General features: G+C 46.4%; 16 protein-coding genes. 12 read left to right on the top strand and 4 right to left on the bottom strand.

Translation table 11 applies throughout. The annotated features are described in order from the left end of the window. Position 1 precedes the first annotated feature (1 nt). From ACESZH_RS02510 to ACESZH_RS02475, 8 genes are all read left to right on the top strand, one after another. The gene (locus ACESZH_RS02510) at positions 2–1,366 is read left to right on the top strand and encodes an MFS transporter (RefSeq protein WP_373216717.1); all 1,365 of its coding nucleotides are present in this window, start codon (positions 2–4) and stop codon (positions 1,364–1,366) included. Between the two features lie 131 nt (positions 1,367–1,497). Further along, positions 1,498–1,986 (top strand): RNA polymerase sigma factor, encoded by a 489-nt coding sequence (locus ACESZH_RS02505; RefSeq protein WP_373216715.1) that lies wholly within the window; start codon positions 1,498–1,500, stop codon positions 1,984–1,986. Further along, complete coding sequence (locus tag ACESZH_RS02500; protein WP_373216713.1) at positions 1,970–2,680, top strand: zf-HC2 domain-containing protein; 711 nt, start codon at positions 1,970–1,972, stop codon at positions 2,678–2,680. The genes ACESZH_RS02505 and ACESZH_RS02500 overlap by 17 nt, the downstream gene beginning before the upstream one ends. A 12-nt stretch (positions 2,681–2,692) precedes the next feature. Beyond that, positions 2,693–2,968, top strand: coding sequence for a DUF3659 domain-containing protein (locus ACESZH_RS02495; RefSeq protein WP_373216711.1), 276 nt, complete (start codon positions 2,693–2,695; stop codon positions 2,966–2,968). 149 nt (positions 2,969–3,117) lie between these two features. Next, the gene (locus tag ACESZH_RS02490) at positions 3,118–3,366 is read left to right on the top strand and encodes a hypothetical protein (protein ID WP_373216709.1); all 249 of its coding nucleotides are present in this window, start codon (positions 3,118–3,120) and stop codon (positions 3,364–3,366) included. Positions 3,367–3,525: 159 nt separating this feature from the next. Beyond that, positions 3,526–4,080, top strand: coding sequence for an RNA polymerase sigma factor (locus tag ACESZH_RS02485; protein WP_373216707.1), 555 nt, complete (start codon positions 3,526–3,528; stop codon positions 4,078–4,080). Further along, positions 4,077–5,315 (top strand): DUF4179 domain-containing protein, encoded by a 1,239-nt coding sequence (locus ACESZH_RS02480; RefSeq protein ID WP_373216705.1) that lies wholly within the window; start codon positions 4,077–4,079, stop codon positions 5,313–5,315. The genes ACESZH_RS02485 and ACESZH_RS02480 overlap by 4 nt, the downstream gene beginning before the upstream one ends. Before the next feature lie 128 nt (positions 5,316–5,443). Next, positions 5,444–5,926, top strand: coding sequence for an ureidoglycolate lyase (locus ACESZH_RS02475; RefSeq protein ID WP_373216702.1), 483 nt, complete (start codon positions 5,444–5,446; stop codon positions 5,924–5,926). Positions 5,927–5,948: 22 nt separating this feature from the next. On the opposite strand, the gene ACESZH_RS02470 is transcribed toward ACESZH_RS02475, so the two are convergent. Together ACESZH_RS02470 and ACESZH_RS02465 are read right to left on the bottom strand one after the other, a co-directional pair. Beyond that, on the bottom strand, positions 5,949–7,514 hold the full coding sequence (locus ACESZH_RS02470) for a response regulator (RefSeq protein WP_373216700.1): 1,566 nt from the start codon (positions 7,512–7,514) through the stop codon (positions 5,949–5,951). A 3-nt stretch (positions 7,515–7,517) separates the two neighbouring features. Beyond that, positions 7,518–9,278, bottom strand: coding sequence for a sensor histidine kinase (locus ACESZH_RS02465; RefSeq protein WP_373216698.1), 1,761 nt, complete (start codon positions 9,276–9,278; stop codon positions 7,518–7,520). A gap of 131 nt (positions 9,279–9,409) precedes the next feature. Between ACESZH_RS02465 and ACESZH_RS02460 the strand changes: the two genes are divergently transcribed. The 4 genes from ACESZH_RS02460 to ACESZH_RS02445 all read left to right on the top strand — a co-directional run bounded on the left by ACESZH_RS02460 (position 9,410) and on the right by ACESZH_RS02445 (position 16,237). Continuing rightward, positions 9,410–10,636, top strand: a complete 1,227-nt coding sequence (locus ACESZH_RS02460; protein ID WP_373216696.1) for an ABC transporter substrate-binding protein — start codon at positions 9,410–9,412, stop codon at positions 10,634–10,636. Positions 10,637–10,738: 102 nt separating this feature from the next. Then, positions 10,739–14,365 carry a family 78 glycoside hydrolase catalytic domain gene (locus ACESZH_RS02455; protein WP_373216693.1) on the top strand — a complete coding sequence of 1,209 codons (3,627 nt, stop codon included), beginning with the start codon at positions 10,739–10,741 and terminating at the stop codon, positions 14,363–14,365. 586 nt (positions 14,366–14,951) lie between these two features. Next, on the top strand, positions 14,952–15,638 hold the full coding sequence (locus ACESZH_RS02450; RefSeq protein WP_373216691.1) for a MerR family transcriptional regulator: 687 nt from the start codon (positions 14,952–14,954) through the stop codon (positions 15,636–15,638). Continuing rightward, on the top strand, positions 15,635–16,237 hold the full coding sequence (locus ACESZH_RS02445; protein WP_373216689.1) for a YidC/Oxa1 family membrane protein insertase: 603 nt from the start codon (positions 15,635–15,637) through the stop codon (positions 16,235–16,237). Before ACESZH_RS02450 ends, ACESZH_RS02445 begins: the two co-directional genes overlap by 4 nt. A 23-nt stretch (positions 16,238–16,260) precedes the next feature. Here the strand turns inward: ACESZH_RS02445 and ACESZH_RS02440 are convergent, their stop codons facing one another. Both ACESZH_RS02440 and cysK read right to left on the bottom strand, forming a co-directional pair. Further along, positions 16,261–17,448, bottom strand: coding sequence for an amidohydrolase (locus tag ACESZH_RS02440; RefSeq protein ID WP_373216687.1), 1,188 nt, complete (start codon positions 17,446–17,448; stop codon positions 16,261–16,263). A 3-nt stretch (positions 17,449–17,451) separates the two neighbouring features. Beyond that, a complete protein-coding gene (cysK, locus tag ACESZH_RS02435) occupies positions 17,452–18,384 on the bottom strand; it encodes a cysteine synthase A (protein WP_373216685.1) in 933 nt (310 codons plus the stop codon). Positions 18,385–18,442 lie beyond the last annotated feature (58 nt).

Raw genomic sequence — 18,442 nt, 5'->3', positions numbered from 1 at the left:
AATGGAAGAAAAGAAATATTTAAAATGGTACAACAAAGTGGGCTACGGCTCCGGCGATATTGCAGGAAACGTTGTGTATGCGTTCCTGTCATCCTTTGTTATGATCTATCTGACCAATACCGTTGGCTTAAGTGCAGGTATCGTGGGAACCCTGATCGCGGTTTCCAAATTATTTGATGGTGTTACGGATGTATTTTTCGGCTCCATGATCGACAAGACAAAGAGCAAAATGGGAAAGGCAAGGCCGTGGATGTTGTACGGATATATCGGCTGTGCCGTGACACTGGTGGCTATCTATGCCATTCCCGCGAACCTGGGTCAGTTTGCCCAGTACGCATGGTTTTTCATTGCTTATACATTGTTAAATGCGGTTTTCTATACTGCAAATAATATTGCATATTCCGCATTGACAGCGCTGGTGACAAAAAACAGCAAGGAAAGAGTAGAGATGGGCTCATACCGTTTTATCTTTGCCTTTTCCACCGCTTTGTTGATCCAGTCCGTTACCATTAAGTTTGTATCTGTTCTTGGAGGCGGAGCTGCGGCATGGAGAACAGTTGCCATCATCTATGCAGTGATCGGTCTGATCGTAAATACGATCTCCGTATTTTCCGTAAAGGAGCTGCCGGAGGAGGAGCTGAATGAAAGCGGCGATGGAGCTGATGAGAAATACAGCCTGGTAGAGGCAGCAAAGCTTCTGTTTTCCAATAAGTATTACATCATGATCTGTGTTACTTATATTCTTCAGCAGGTTTATACGGCAATGCTGAACATGGGTATTTACTATATGACTTACGTTCTCCTGAATGAGAATTTATATCCGGTTTTCTCATGGGCGATCAATATCCCGCTGATCATTGCGCTGATCATTACCCCAATGCTGGTTGCAAAATGGAAAGGAATTTATAAGCTGAATGTAGTTGGCTATACACTTGGAACCATCGGCAGAGCATTGGTTGTGGTTGCCGCATATCTGGGAAGTGTTCCGCTGATGCTGGTATTTACCGGAATCGCGGCTTTTGGTATGGGCCCGTGGCAGGGCGATATGAATGCCGTGATCGCAAACTGCTCCGAATACACATATCTTACCAAGCATAAACGTGTAGATGGCACCATGTATTCCTGTACATCCCTTGGGGTAAAGCTTGGCGGCGGTCTTGGCATTGCGATCACCGGATGGCTTCTGGAATTCAGCGGCTTTAACGGTACAGTAGCAACCCAGCCTGCTTCCTGTATCCGGATGCTTTACTTTATGTACCTGTGGCTTCCTATGATTATTTCCCTGATCATGACCTTGATCATGTCAAGGATGAATGTGGAAAAGGCCAATGATGACATCAGAAACAGGAAATTGCCTTTAAAGTAATTTAGGCTTATAATTGAATCACCTTTCCTTCTTGATCGTGGATTGGATCCCATTATTTAGAAGGAAAGGTGATTTTTTTGTGACGAAACCGCGTTTACTGCGTCATATAAGCAGGAGGTGAAAATAGACAGATGGATATGGAGGAATTGTATAACCGGTACTTTACAGTTGTCTACAAATACCTGTTTTCCATATCCCAGGATAAGCATATTGCGGAAGAGCTGACACAGGAAACATTTTTCAAGGCTTTGCAGAAAATAGACGGATTCCGTGGACAGTGCAGCATCAGGGTGTGGTTGTGTCAAATTGGAAAAAACGCATATTATGATTATTTGAGAAAGAACAGGCGGCTTGTTCCGGCGGAGGAAGGAACTGAGGGTACGGCGCCGGGCAGTATGGAGCTGGATCTTGAAAAGAAGGAGACAGTTCAGAGACTGCATAGAATTCTGCACAATCTGGATGAACCTTATAAAGAGGTTTTTTCACTTCGGGTTTTCGGTGAACTGTCTTTTCGGGACATCAGCAGTCTGTTTGGGAAAAGTGAGAGCTGGGCAAAAATGACGTATCTAAGGGCAAAAAAGAAAATACAGGAGGTCATGGAATATGAAGATTACATGTGATGTTATTCAGGATCTGCTTCCTTTATATGTTGACGGGATGCTGAGCAGTGACAGCAGTCAACTGGTGGAGGAGCATCTGGAAGGCTGTGAGTCATGCAGACGGGTTTGGACGGAATTAAAGCAGGAGTCTCATTATTTTGAAAATACAGGGAGCGGAAAGAAAATGGATGAGGATGCAAAAGCAGCATTTCAGAGAGTACGCCGCTCGATCCTGAGAAAGAGGATCCTGTGGGTCTGCATTGCCGTTGCGTGCGTGCTGGCAGCGGTGCGGGTTGGCCATTATTTTTATGCGGAAAAGGAGACATATATTTCATTTGAAGACAGCGGGCTTGAGATGAGGGGAGATAAGCTGTATGCTACCAAGATTTATTATGGAAGGCTGTCCGGCCTTATTTCACCGGATCAGAAGGTACAGTTTCTGCGGATGGTGGAGACTGAGGAAGTGAGAAAGATATACCCATCGGATTCTTGCGACGAGCTGATAACGGATTATGGAGACCAGATAGATGAGCACCAGAGAACAATGGCGGATGAGAACAGGCTGAGTGGAATTGAAAAGGTGTACTATCTGCCGGAAGAGTATGTGAATTATCAGTTTAATTATGATGATCCGGAAATTGGGGCGGAACAGACCAAGGAGGTGGAGAGCAAATCCATTCTTTTATGGGAGAGCGAAGCGGAAGAGGCAAAGTAAAAGGAGGACAGAATGAATAAGAAAAAGGTGGCTGGCATCTGCGCAGCATTGTGCCTGACCGCACTGGCAGGGTGCGGCGGGAAAGCATCCAAAGAGCAGGAGACGCAGCAGATGGAGGGATCGTATATCGATAAAAATGGAAATATTGTAGACAAGGACGGGAATACCTTTAACAAAAAAGGCGAGTGGCAGGTCCCGGTAGGCGGACATGTGGATGCAAACGGATATATACGGGATAAGAACGGAAAGATCATGGGCGGCGGAGCAAGGGTGGGATCTGTGGGGTAGATGACAGTGCACCGCACGTTTTTAGAAAAAATTAACTGGTATATCAGACCGGAATGTGCTATGATGGATGAAAGCAGGCAATTACGGAATGTATCCGGGAGGGAATTCTGAGTGACTTTTTGAGCAGGAACAGAGCGGAGGCGAAAAAAGTGAGTATTTATGAATATGACGAAGAAAAAGTCATGAGGCAGACACGGCAGGAAGGCTGGGAGGATGGCAAACAGGCTGGAATAGAAGAAGGAATACAGCAAGGAATACAGCAAGGAATACAGCAGAGTAAACTGGATGCCATCAATAAAATGATGAAAGCTCTGGGTATCACTGCCGAACGTGCAATGGAGATATTGGAGATACCGGAGGAGGAGCAGGCTGAATATCTTACCAGACTGCACGGATGATTTTATGTAAATAGTTACAGCTCAAAAACCTGGGATGAAGAATACTATCTTTATCCCAGGTTTTTGTAACCTTACAAGGAATCCTACGATTTATATAGTAAGCAGAGATAAAAACCTGCAGGAATACTCATGCTTCAGAATGGGAAAAGGAGGTACACGGTGGAAGATACAGCAATTATTGAGCTGTTTTGGAAAAGAGATGAAACAGCCATTCAGGAACTAAAAAGTAAATACACCGGATATTGCTATAAAATCGCATGGAATCTGCTGGAAAACCATGAGGACACGGAAGAATGCCTGAATGATACATGGCTGGCGGCATGGCGGTATATGCCGCCAAAACGCCCGTCCGTCTTATCCGCTTTTGTGGGGAAGATCACAAGAGGACTTGCTATTGATTATTTCCGCAAAAAATGTGCTGCAAAGCGGGCGGATACACATATACAGGATGTTTGCGGTGAAATGGACGAATTGAATTTCTCATATACCGTGGATGAGAAGATAGCAGAAAAAGAACTGGTAAAGACCATTGAAAAGTTCTTGCGTAAATTGTCAGAGGCAGACCGGGATATCTTTATCAGAAGATACTGGTATCTGGATTCCATAAAAGCCATTGCAAACAGACATGGCGTATCCGAAGGATGTATTAAGACAAACCTGTGCAGAAATCGTAAAAAATTATATCGTATCTTAAAAAAGGAGGCGATGGTTTGAAGAAAGAATTTCATTTTTCGGATGAATTTGGAAACATTGATGAAAAGCTTATTGAAGAGGCAGGAAAAGAATGGACAGGGAAAAAATATGCTTTTCAATTGTACCGTAGGAGGCTTGCCAGCGCTGCGGCGATTGTGCTGATCTGCATAGCCATGGCCGGCAACGCAGGGGTACAGGCAGCAGTAAAAGAGTTTACAACAAAAATCGGTAAAATATTTGGAGTCACAAAGGATCTGGCTTCTTATACAGAAATCATCAACCAGACACAGACAAAAAATGGTGTATCCTTTACCTTGAATGAAGTGATTTTGGATGACCATAAGCTGATTGTTTCCCTGAAAGAGGTTTTCGGGGAGGAGAAAGAGCCGCATCCTGTCTGGCTGAATGAAGAAAAAACTACTATAAACGGGCAGCATTATCAGAGCTATGGAAGTCTAAACGGCAGCAGGTCAGACCCGGAGGCGCTGGAGGAAAATGTGAAAGATCCGGACATTATAATGGTAGAGGAGTATGAGGATATGACTCTGCCGGAAGGTGAGGTTCAGGTGCATCTGGTGCTGGAAGCCGGAAAAACAGATCCACAGCCAGGAGAAGAGTTTACTCCCGTGGCAGAGTTTGTGTATGATTTTATGATCACGCCGGAAGAACTAAAGGCGCAGACTGTGAAGCAGGAGCTTGCTATCAACATTTCGGATGAAAATGGCGGGAAGCTGATATTAAGAAATCTGACTATGAATGACCTGTACTGTCGGATCGTGGCATCCGGTGTGGCACAGGATGAAGAATGGGTCAATAACTATGAACTGAAGCTGAAGGGCGAGGACAGCTTCGGAAATCCGGTAAGCCTTGATGGAAGCGGTTTTATTTCAGACAATGAAATGCGGTTTGAAACCAGCTTCATGGGAGACTTTGAGCCTGGCGCTGTAATAGATGAGGAGGATTTCCATTTGTCCATCCCGGATAAGGATTGCACGTACCTGGATCTGCAGCTTTACGCCAGAAAGATCATTTGGAAAGGAGAAACAGGATCAGAGGCTTTTGAAACAGATGAGGATGGAGATGAATACAGTGTGCAGGAAAGCGCTGATACCTGGGAGGTATATGCAGAGGAAGAGAATTATGGCTGGGAGCCGGTGGGGGAAAAGTTCCGGATCAATATAGGAGAGGAGAAAGATGCTGCATCGAAAGCCATAATCGGGGGCGCAGATGAGCCAACGGAGATCCTTTTGTCCTGATATGAGGGTACATAAAAGTTTCGCTTGCGGGAGAATTCCGGAAGAGCTATACTACTCATATACAAAGCTTGCCGTCTCTGTTTATAGACAGGGGGAAACGGCTAATAAAAAAGGAGGCGTGACAAATTATGAGAAAAATAAAAGCAAAACCGATAACTGTTGAAAATTTTAAGGCGTTTGGAAGCTTTACAGATTTTATGAACCCGGAAGGGTACAGCCTGGGAGACTTTTTTCAGGACAGGCTCCTGATGCACTCGTCAGGTCAGATGCAGTTGGCGTTCTCACCGCTTCTGGTGCGCAAGCCGGAAAAAATGGTGGTGGACACGGCTGAATATCACAATCTCACCCAGGAGGGCGTGCTGTGCCTGGACGATGACGTGGTGGTTCACGTAGCTCCTGCAGGAAAAGATCCGGTTCCGGAGCTCACCGAAGCATTTCTGGTTCCAAAGGGTACCATGGTTCTTTTAAACACAGGCGTCTGGCATTTAAGCGCTATTCCTGTAAACAAAGAGCTGGCGCATGTGATGATCGCCCTGCCGGAAAGAACCTACTATAATGACTGTATTGTGGTAAACTATCCCGAAGAGCAGTGGGTGGAAATTGAATTATAGAAAAGAAGGAAAGAGAGGCACTTCACGGGGAGGTGCCTCTTTTCCTGTATTGCTCCGGCGTTTCGCCTTCTAATTTTTTGAAGATCCGGAAAAAATATTTCGCATTTTCATAGCCTACTGTCTGGGCAATCTGATAGGTTTTCTTATCTGTTTTGACGAGAAGCTCCTTCGCTTTGTCCACCCGGACTTGATTTACATAATCCACAAAGCTGGTACCAGTCCGGGTTTTGAAGGCAGAACTCAGATAGCTCCGGTTCAGATGGAAAAGGGAAGCGACGAACTCCAAAGTCAGGTCTTTGTCATAATGGAGGCGTATGTAATTCCTGACATTGTCCATAACATCCTTTTCCGTATAGAAGCCTGTGCTTTCGAATGCTTCGGCAAGATTATGGAAAACCTGCAGAAAAAATTCTTCCAGCTCCTGAAAACTGAAAATGAAATTCAGGTTATTTAAAAGGCTCAGGCTGGCAGCGGAGTTGTGCTGGACCGACATATCTTTGGGAAGAGATTTTCTCAGCGCTTCCACGATTTCCATGCAGTAGTCCTTGGCATCTTTCAGGCGGCAGCGCTCTGTCCTTGCAAAATAGTGGAAAAGCTCAGGAAAGAGCGTACGGATCTCTGCTGTCTGTCCGGATTCCGCCAGAAAAAGGAAACGCTCCAGCTTGGGCCACTCCAGCGTTACGGAAGGTTTCCTGGCTGCTTCATAAAAAACATAGTTGCTGGCGGGAATCGGGGTCATCTGATTCAGTGCATCCGCTGTTTCCAGGAAGGCTTCATGCAATCTGTCCAGAGCAGTATGGGGCTGGCTGATTCCATAGGAAGGATGAGCCTGGCAACTGTCAAAAAACTGATCCAAAAGCTCCTTACAGGAAGAAGCTTTCCGGGCAAACTCCGTTTGTTCATCCTGAGAGAGGAAGAAAAGGAGAAAGACCATATTGTCTGTATTTTCACGGGTGATCAGCACGCAGGAGGAAGCCATGTCACGTACGGAAAGAAATTCTGAAAGGGCATTTTCGTCCAGCGCTTCCCGTAGATTTACGGTCATCAGAAAATAACAGCAGTCTGCCGTGAGGCGTTCCAGCTTCCCGGAACTGAATTCCGGAGAATTTCCCAGGGAGCCGAAAAGAAGATTTTTGAGAAGCTGACGGTCATATTCATATTTTAAGGCTTCTTTTTCCGTTTCGCTCATGGTGAGCTTCTGGTCCAGCGAAGCTTTGTTTTCAATCTCAGAGATAGCCCTGGATACGGCATCCCACAGGGCTTCCCGGCTGAATGGCTTTACAATATAATCGATCGTATTGGCGCGGAGTGCCTGCTGTGCATACTCGAAATCCTTGTAGCCGCTTATAACAATGATATGTTTATCCGGGTACTGGGTGGACAGGACAGGCAGAAGCCTGGTGCCGTCCATAACAGGCATTTTCATATCCGTTATGATAAAATCAGGGTCCTTCTCTTTGATCAGTTCCAGGGCAGTCTGTCCGTTGGATGCCTGGGCAATGCAGGCAATATCCGGGAAGCCTTCCAATTTTTTGATAGTTCCCCGCCGGATAAGCGGTTCGTCGTCAATTACGATATAAGTGTACATAGGTCATACTCTCCTTGTGATCGGTGTGTCTGTCTGCTGCCCGGGCAGATCCGGAAGCCTGATAGAAACAGAGGTTCCTTTGTCTTTCTCACTGTCTATTGCGATCCCGTATGCTTCTCCATAGTAAAGCCGGATACGGGAGTGGATATTTTTTAATCCGATACTGCCGTTTTCCCGTTGGTTCAGCTCCTGGAAACGGGGCTTTTCCGCCAATGAATTCCGAAGACGTTCCAGTGTATCGGGATCCATGCCTACGCCATCGTCTGTTACGGAAAAGAGAAGCTCACCATTTTCCTGGCTGGCTGAAAGGCGGATGGTGCTTCCTGCATTGCAGTGGAGCAGTCCATGGTACAGGGCATTTTCCACCAATGGCTGCAGGATCAGTTTCAGGATCTGATGCTCCAGAAGCTCCTGGGGAACATCCATCTGGAAAGAGAAGGCATTATCAAAGCGGATGAGCTGGATAGCCACAAAATTCTGTACGTGAGCCAGTTCTTCTTTTAAGGTCACCAGCGCTCCCTTTGTTTTGATGCTGTAGCGGAACATATCGCCCAGGGCCAGAGCCATGGTGGAAATATCTTCAGAACCCTCAATACTGGCAAGACTGTTGATCGCCTCCAGCGTATTGTAAAGAAAATGGGCGTTGATCTGCGCTTCCAGTGCCCTCATCTGGGAATCCATAAGTACCAGTTGGTTTTCAAATTGTGTTTTAATGTAACGGTTGTTTTCTTCCAGCATTTTCAGATACTGGTTATAAAGGGTGCCAATCTCATCCCTGCGGTTCAGGTAAGGGGATTCCAGAATCCCGTGCTTTTCCCGGGGATGCGCCATCAGGCGGCTCAGACTGATGATGGGACGGGTAAGGTATCTGGCGAGAAAATAAGCCAGTATGGTAAAAAGGATAAAGAAAAAAATCATGGCACTGGCCAGCAAATAGAGAGTTCCCCGAAAGTCAGAAGCCATATCTGCCTTATCGAAAACCGCGGTCAGGGTAACCTGGGAAAGGGCAAGGTCCTTCGTATAGGTAATTGTCTGAGCCGGGTCTGTGAGGGAAGGCATAACACCATTCTGGTACAGCAGTTCATCGCCGCGATTTATGGAAAACCAGGTGGTTTCGGGCAGTACATTCACACTGTCCAGAGAAAGAATTTCCGGGGAGCAGTTAATATACAAAACCCCCAGAAAATCCCGTGAATACACATCATAAATGCACATGGCAAAGGACAGGGAAAGGGTATCATTCAGCAGATAATCCCGGTAACCAACACCGTCAATATACATTTTTCCGTCAAGCTCCAGAGTATTTTGATACCAGGAATCCTCTGTGGGGTCGTAGCTGCTGCGGACATCCACGCCATTGCCGTACCCCTGTCCTAGAATCACTCCGGATGGGGTAAAAATGAAAATGCCGTTAATATTTTCTGTGGAATATGTAAGATTCTGAAATATATTTTTTATCTGCTGATTGGCTGTGTAAATGTCAAGATCCGTATAATCGGAATCTGTTGAATGAAATTTTCGGAGACTCTGGGAAAGCGTGTTTTCATTATGGGAATCGTACTGCGCGTTTTCCAGAATATGTCTCAGATTAGAAAAAACGGAATTCGTCTGTATCACTGCCTGTTCCATAATGTTCGAGGAAGCAGACTGAATCTGGGCATTGGAAAGCCTCGTATAACGGGTGTATGCGATGTAGGAAAACAGCATCAGAGGAACCAGCGCCAGAGCGGAAAAAACGAAGAAAAACCTGTGTTTTAGCTGCATGAATTTATCCTTTTATGTAAATTTCTGTGGTTTACAATCCTGTAACGAATAATTATACTATATCATAGATTAATAAAGTTGTGTAGGGCAGAAAATTTCATTCAGAATATTCTAATGAAAGGAATAACACTATGAGAAAAATAACAGGAATGCTTCTGGCGGCGGTATTGACCCTGGGAAGTGCCGGTACCTGTTTAGCGGCAGAGGAGGAAGCATCAGACAAGATACAGCTTACCTTTATGGGAAGCGGCACAGGAAATTATGCGGAAAACCGGAAAAAAGAGCTGGAGGGGGTGCTGCTTGAAGATTTTCCGAATATCGAGATCATTATGGAAACCTATCCGGAGGAGCAGTATTATAGCATATTGAATACAAGGCTGAGCATGGGAGACGGACCGGACTTTTTTAATATACAGCCATACTGGGCAGGACCCAATGCAGTACAGAAGCTGGCTCCGGCAGGATATCTGGAACCTCTGGAGGAGTTTCCGGTCATTGCCAATGCTTCAGAAGAGGAGAAAGCCCCTGTAAGCTGGAACGGACATGTGTATTCTCTCAGCAGGGGCGGCATGATATTGTGTACTTATTATAATAAGAAAATTTTTGAGAAATATGGAATTTCTATTCCCCGGAACTGGACGGAATTTCTGGAGGTCTGCGAGCATTTGAAAAAAAATGGGGTAACGCCGATCATATCCGGAAATAAAGACGGATACGCACTGCAGTTTGGACTGTATCAGATCGCAGCCTGCCAGGTATATGCGGATAATCCGGACTACAACCAGCAATTGGAGGATGGCACTGTAAGATTTACGGATTCTGGAACCTGGGATACTGTGATTGACCGATACCTTTTGCTTTATCAAAAAAAATATGTACAGGAGCATTCCCTTGCCATTGGTTCAGCGGAAGCGGCAGAGCGTTTTGGCTCCGGGGAGGCAGCCATGATGTTTGGCGGCAATTTTAATTATTCCGTTCTTTCTGAATATATGGATGAAGAGGAACTGGGAGCATTTTCACTTCCGGCAAATGAAAATGGGGAACCTGTTTACGGCGTAATATCCAACGGAGGGGGCATGGCGGTCTATGCAGGAGGCACCCATGTGGAACTCTGCAAAAAAATCATACAGAAAATTTTGGAGTCAGGAAATACAGGAACGTCTTCGGGAAATGAAAGCATGTGGTCAGAATTTGAGGAGCTTCAGGAGTCAGGGAGGTATACCATTAACTGCAACCAGGGCTGGAAAGGCGATGTGGAGTGGATTCTGGAAGACGGGGTTTCAAGAAAAATCGGCGGAGAAGACATTTCCACAGATTATATAACCGACAAAATGCAGAAAGCCTATGACGAAGGCTGAAACCTAAAGATTGTGCACTATTAAAATATCAAAAAGATACCCTATGTTCTTTATAATGAAAAATAGCTGAGTAACACAGTTAAAAAAGAACGGAGGGTAAATATGAAGAAAAACAGAGTTATACTGAAAAAAAGTGTAGCCGTGGCTTTGACAGCAGCAGTTGTGGGAACAACCTTTGCCGGAGCCGTACCTGCGTTTGCAGAAGAGGACACAAAGGATATTGTGTCACTGACCGTGGATGGACTTGAAAATGCGATCGGAATTGATACCGCCACACCGGTTTTCACCTGGCAGATGCAGGCTGATGAGATTGGTGCAAAGCAGACAGCTTACCAGATCGTTGTCATGGATATGGAGAACAACGTAGTATGGGACAGCGGAGCTGTGGAAAGCGGGGAATCTGCAAATATTAAGTACGAAGGGGAAGCGCTTGCCCCAAAGACCCAGTATCAGTGGAAGGTAACCGTTACAGATGAGGACGGCAATACATGGGAATCTGAGGTCAATACCTTTGAGACTTCTTTCCTGGACACTACCTATGAGTCTTGGGGAGATGCCCAGTGGATCGGTTCCTCAAAAAAGAATCTGGACGCAGCGGCAGCAAATCTTTTTGACATGCGTGTCAATGTGACTATTCCGGAGGGCAGCACAAAGGCTTCCGTAATCCTGGGAGCAAATGACCACCGCCTTCAGAATAAGGCAATGAATGTCTGGAATAAAGAGGGAGAAAACTATTTCAGATATGAAGTAGACATCTCTGATCCGGAAGATCCAAAGCTGAATATTTATGTAGTAGGAATGCCGGCAGCAGTTAATGAGCTGGATGAAGATGGAAACCCAGTAGTTAAAGAAAGTGCCCGGGGAACTTCGTATTCCTACATCATTCAGGAAGAGGAAAATGCAGCGGACGAGCCGGATGCCACAATTTCCATCCCGGCAGAGGTGTTTGCAGATAAAAATGTGAACGACCAGATTTCTCTGCGGATCTGGACAAACCAGTGCAACCAGGTGAGTGTTTCCATGAATGGCGTAGACGTAGATTCCGGACGCCAGTTAAATCCTCTTGGAAACAATCACAACTATAATACATTCCCGAATCTGAATTCTATCGGATTTGCGGTAAATGCAGGAGAAACCGCATATTATGACAGCCTTGGAATCGACATGTACGGTGACAATGATGACGATGTAGTTTTATTTGATAAGACAACAGGAGCTACTTACAGCATTTTTGAAGGACTGGAGGGCGTGACGGTAGCAGAGGATCAGGATCAGATCACAGTGGAGGGTGGCGAAAACGGAACATTGGTTTATGCAGATCCGTCAGACGGCGCTTCTCCAATGGTAAGAACCGAATTCTCTACAGAATCCAAAGAGGTTGCCAGCGCCAGAATGTATGTAAGCGCCCAGGGAACCTACGAGATGTATATCAATGGCGAGAAAGTAGGGGATGGACTGTTTAATCCCGGAAATGAAGAGTATTCCACTTATATGCCGTATCAGATCTATGATGTGACAGATATGCTGCAGACAGGCGAGAATGCCATTGGGGTCCAGATGGGCCAGGGCTGGTGGAGCGGAGAGTTAAACTACACCACTGGTGACTATAACTATTACGGACCGTATCAGGCAGTTATGGCACGTATGGATGTCACTTATACGGATGGAACCACGGAAACCATCGTGACAAATGATCAGGATTGGATGGTATCCACAGAGGGTCCTGTAAAATCAGAGTCCCATTATAATGGCGAAAGATATGATGCACAGGCAGCAGATCTTTATGAGGGCTGGGCAACAGCCGACTATACAGAATCCGAAGACTGGGAACAGCCGGTTCAGCACGAACCAAGAATGAATGATTTTGATTTCGTAGTCCGCTATGATGAAGAGGCATCCATTGTAAAAGAGCTGGAAGTACAGGAAGCACTGGGCGAATCAAAAGAAGGAACGGGATCCTACATCTATGATATGGGAGAAAACGTAATCGGCGTTCCGCAGATCACCATTCCGGCAGAATATGTTGAGCCGGGCAGCACAGTGACAGTGCGTTATGCAGAGGTACTTTATCCGGATCTTGAAGAATATCAGGAGCAGGGACTGGTAGGCTCCATGATGGTTGAAAACCTCCGTGGCGCTCTTTGTACAGATTTCTATGTGGCTACAGAAGGAGATCAGGTATTTGAGCCGCACTTTACCTTCCATGGCTACAGATATATTGAGATCAGCGGTTTGAAGAAGGAGCTTCCAAAGGAAAATATTAAGACAGAGGTTATCTCTTCCGTAAATATGACAGGAACCTATGACAGTTCCAATGATCTGGTAAACCGTCTGTTCCAGAACGTACAGAATTCCCAGACGAGCAACTTCCTTTCTCTTCCGACTGACTGCCCGCAGAGAAACGAACGTCTTGGATGGACAGGAGATGCACAGGTATTCTCCATGGCAGCATCCTACAACGCAGATGTTTATAATTTCTACAGAAACTGGCTGAAATCCTTAAGAGCCTGCCAGCGTAAAGATGGATCTCTTCCGGTATATGCACCGACTGCAGAGCCGCAGGAGGATGAGTTCAGCGGCTCCGGCTTCTCAGGAGTATCCTGGGATGCAGCCCTTACTGTAATTCCTTATAACATGTACATGCAGACCGGAAACCCAGCGATCATCGAAGATAATATGGAAGCAATCGACAAATATCTGGATTATCTGGACAGCTATGATCTCAGCGAAGAATATACACATATGACAAGCAGAACAGGTATCCTGGCTGACTGGCTTTCCGTAGATGCTACCGATGCAGGCTTGATCAACAATGCGGTATACGTATACCTGCTGGGTCTGGCAAGAGATATGGCAGGAGTAGTTGGAAATACAGAGCTTCAGGAAAAATATTCCCAGCAGTATGACCTTGCAAAAGCGGAATGGAACGCTTGCTATGTAGAGCCGGAAACCTGCAGACTGTATTCCACAAAAGTAATTGATGACTTTGGCGAAGCACTGGATGAGCCGGTAACGGATTACTATGATACTGAGGCTGCATACGCAACACCTCTCTGCTATGGTGTATTCAGCGAAGAAAACGAAGCAAAAGCTGTTGAAAATTATGTACAGACAGTAAAAGATGCAAATTACACCATTACCTCCGGCTTCTCCGGCACACCGAACCTTGTTCCGGTACTGACCAAATATGGTTATGTAGAAGACGCATACAAATTATTTGAGCAGACAGAGTATGCTTCCTGGCTGTATCCGGTAACCCAGGGCGCTACCTCCGTATGGGAGCGTTGGAACTCCTACACATTAGAAGGCGGATTTAACGGAAACAACTCCATGAACTCCTTCAACCACTTCTCTTTAGGCGCTATTTCCGAGTGGATGATGTCCTATCAGCTTGGTATCACCAGAGAAGAGGGAGCAGCAGGCTATAAGAGTTTTGTATTACAGCCGACAGTGGGCGGTACCTTCACTTACGCAAATGGTTCCTACGATTCCAACTACGGAACAATTTACAGCGGATGGACTGCAGAGGAAGGCAAGATGACTTCCTACACAGCAACCGTTCCTGCCAATACAACCGCAACTCTGTATCTCCCGATTTCCCAGGAGGAAGCAGATGCAACAACCGTTCCGGAAGGTGCAGTATTTGTAGAAATGACTGAACATAACGGAACAACCTGCGCACAGTACACACTGGAAGCAGGAAGCTATGAATTTACAATTGGAAAATAAGAATAAACAATGAGCAGCGCTGCCCCCGGAGGTCCAATACTTTCGGGGGCAGTGTGCAGCTGGAAAAAGGAAAACCATGTAAGGTCATTCAGAAGATCACGGAGGAGGACCGGAGGTTTTGGCTGGCCTGGGCACACCAGATATTTTGAACCTTTGACATTTTTTGGAAAAGACGACATATTTCGACAAAAAATGATTTCCATATATGATACAATTTTTATGTTACCGCCCCTAGACAGGTAAAGGAAGGGGGTGTTTATATGGAAGTTATATTTTCTTTTCTTGCCGCTGTCGCGGCTGGTGTGGTTTGCCACTACATCATCAAATGGTTAGACGGCGGCAAATAGTCGGTAACTAACCTATGGATTAAGCCACCATCCCAAAACGGACTAGAAAACCCCGAAGGTCTGCCTACCTTCGGGGTTTTCATTTGTCGTTTATATGGAACTATATTTTCTTTTCTGCCTACAGGCATTATAGCATATGCTGTTTCTGATTACAATATGCTTTTTTTTACAAAAAATCCTTGACTCTGCACCTGGTTCAGGGTATAAAGTGCAGGAAAAAGAAGGAAGGAGTGGCGGCAATGCGCATCAGTGAAGCGGCAGAATTGACCGGATTAAGTGTAAGCAATATCAGATTTTATGAAAGGAAGGGTTTGCTTACTCCTGAGAGAAGGGAAGAAAGCAAGTACCGGGATTATTCCCAGGATGACATTCATAATCTGAAAAAAATCATTTTATACAGGAAAATGGGAATCCCTGTAGAAACGATCTCCCTTTTGCAGAAAGACGAGGTGTCCCTGGAGAGTGTTCTGAGGGAGCAGGAGGAGGAACTCCTGCGGCAGCAGGAAATGCTGAAAGGTTCCCTTGGTCTTTGCAGAAAGCTTCGGAAAGAAGAAAATGCAGAGAAAATTGATATTGATTATTATTTGGAATATGTAGAGGAAGAGGAGGAAAAGGGCAACCAGTTTTCCGTTGTGGATGAAATGCTGGAGTGCTTTGCGGAGTACAGCAGGGTGGCAGATTTCATAGGCGACAGGTACGTGGGAAAATATTATGCCCGACCCAGGGTATTTCGAATTGTAAACGCTCTTTGCCTGGTGTTTTACCTCCTGATGCCTGTGATCGTAGTGATAGATAAGTACGTTACAGACAGGAGGATCACAGGCGTTTCCGCTGTATTCTGGGGAGTATGGCTTCTGTGTCTTATCCTGTGCTTTCGTGATTTTTTGGCATGGAAAAAGAGAAGGGATGAGGAGGGGAAAGAATGAATGTAGATTACGGAATCGCCATTGCCGGAGTTACATTATGTGTCCGGCTGCTGCTCCTTCCTTTAGGAATCCGGCAGAGAAAACAGATGAAGAAGCAGGAAGCTGTAAATGCACAGGCAGAGCTGATACGCAAAAAATACAGCAGCGATCAGGAACGGATGAATCGGGAGCTTCAGAAGCTTTATCAGCAGGAGGGAGTGAGCCTGTCCGGGTGTCTGATCCCGTTTTTACAGCTCCCGGTCATGGCAGGTGTCTATCATGCCATCCGGCTTCTGGCAGCAGCGGATGCCGCGACCATACTGCTTCCCTGGATCAGCTCCCTTTTGGAACGGGACAGACTGATGATCCTGCCCCTCGCCACGATCCTGATCCAGATGCTGCCACAGCTTTACCCATATATGAAGTGGTTCCGGGCACTGAAGCTTAACAAAACCTCCCCGGGAATGGCGGTGATGCTGTTGGCTGTAAACGCAGCATTCGTATTTACCATTCCCTCCGGGGTGGGTATTTACTATTTTGTGTCCGGACTGTTTACTGCCGTGGAGCAGTTTGTGGAAAATCTCCTGGAGGCCGGAAAACTTCCGCAGGCGGCGAATTAAAATCCTTACTGGGAATCAGACGATCATTCTTTTGGGGTTGCCAAAAAATCATACGCAAACTGGGCATACAGCGCCGTTCCTCGTTTCAGAACCCTTTCGTCCATCGCAAAACGCTCACTGTGCTGGGGAGCACAGATTCCCTTTTCCTCGCTGCGGATTCCCAGGAATGCAAAAACGCCGGGAACCTTTTCCAGATAATAGGAAAAATCTTCGCTGCCCATCACAGCCGGATGGTCTTTCAGAGCATCATCTCCATACAGCTTCACCGCAGAAGCTCTGGCAAGTTCCGCCATACGCGGGTCGTTCATCAGAACACCGGGATAATAATCGTATTTCAAAGTGGCTGAGCCGCCGTTTGCCCGGGCGGTGTTTTCCACCACATTCCGGATCCATTCCTCAAGCTTACTGCGCGCCTGGGGGCTGTGGGTCCGGGCGGTACCTTTCATGCACACACGGTCGGCAATAATATTAAAACGCTGTCCTCCCGTAATCTCACCGATGGTAACAGCAACGGCATCCCTGGGGTCACTTCTTCTGGAGACAATTGTCTGAAGCTGCATAATGATGGCAGCGGCAATGACAATGGCATCTGTCCCGTCATTGGGTGCTGAGCCATGGGCCGCGGTACCCTTTACTATGATGGTAAAGTTATCACAACTGCTCATGCGCGCTCCGCCACTGATATTAATATAGGGCGCATCCAGAGTTGCCCATACATGGCAGCCGTACACAGCGTCCACGTCGTCCAGAAGCCCATTTTTCACGTAATATTCTGCGCCGTGACAGGATTCCTCTGCCGACTGGAACAGAAGCCGCACCGTGCCGGGGAGTTCATCCCGGTGCGCAGCCAAAAGCTTTGCCGCACCCAATAACATGGCTGTATGGGCATCGTGTCCGCAGGCGTGCATGACGCCTGGCTTTTCACTGGAAAAGGGAAGTCCCGTAGCCTCCTGGACAGGAAGCGCATCTATGTCTGCACGCAGCAGTACTGTCTTACTGCCCGGTATTGAGCTTTTTCCCGTGATATCTGCCCACACACCGCAATAATCCGGGAAAAAGCCGGGCTTTAAGCCCAGCCTTTCCAGTTCTTTTCCAATAAAAGCCGTTGTCTCCCTCTCTTCAAAGGACAGCTCCGGGCGCGCGTGAAGCTGACGTCTGGTTTTTATGATTTCGTTTTCTAAATCCTCTGCTTCTTTTCTAAAATTCATCATACTTTATTTTGTAAATAATGGGGTGGAATAGTATCTGTCACCGCTGTCCGGAAGCAGTGCAACAATGGTCTTTCCTTTATTCTCCGGTCTTTTTGCAACCTGGATCGCTGCGTGGAGTGCTGCACCGGAGGAAATTCCGGTAAGGATCCCTTCTTTTTTCGTCAGAAGCCTGGAAGTCTCAAAGGCATCCTCATTTTCCACCTTTATGATTTCATCGTAAATTCCCGTATTCAGGATTTCCGGTACAAAGCCTGCGCCGATCCCCTGAATTTTATGCGGGCCTGATTTCCCCTCGGAAAGCACCGGGGATGTGGCTGGTTCTACAGCAATCACCTGAACCTCGGGCTTTTGGCTCTTTAAATATTCTCCGATCCCGGTAACTGTTCCGCCGGTTCCCACACCTGCCACGAAAATGTCAACTGCGCCGTCCGTATCCTCCCAGATTTCAGGACCTGTGGTTTCTCTGTGTGCCTTAGGATTCACCGGATTTACAAACTGGCCCGGAATAAAGCTGTCAGGAATCTCCTTTGCCAGTTCATCCGCCTTTGCGATAGCTCCTGTCATTCCCTTGGTTCCGTCTGTCAGCACGATCTCAGCGCCATAGGCTTTCAGAATATTCCTGCGCTCTACACTCATAGTCTCCGGCATGGTGAGAATGATCCGATAGCCTTTTGCTGCGGCAATGGATGCCAGACCGATTCCTGTATTTCCGGATGTCGGCTCAATGATGGTGGAGCCTTCCTTCAAAAGACCCTTTGCCTCCGCATCCTCGATCATGGCCTTTGCGATCCTGTCCTTTACGCTTCCAGCCGGATTAAAATATTCCAGCTTTACTAAAAGAGAAGCTTCCAGACCTTTTTCCTGCTCAATTTTTGTCACTTCTACAAGGGGTGTATTTCCGATCAGTTCCAATGCACTTTTATAAACTTTTGCCATTTCTTTCTCCTCCTGAATATTTCCTAGTATTTATATATGAAATATATGTTTATTATCT

This window comes from Ruminococcus sp. 5_1_39BFAA (assembly GCF_964240875.1).
In the GTDB taxonomy this organism is placed as follows: domain Bacteria; phylum Bacillota; class Clostridia; order Lachnospirales; family Lachnospiraceae; genus Blautia_A.
This window is presented reverse-complemented; position numbering and strand designations above follow the sequence as displayed.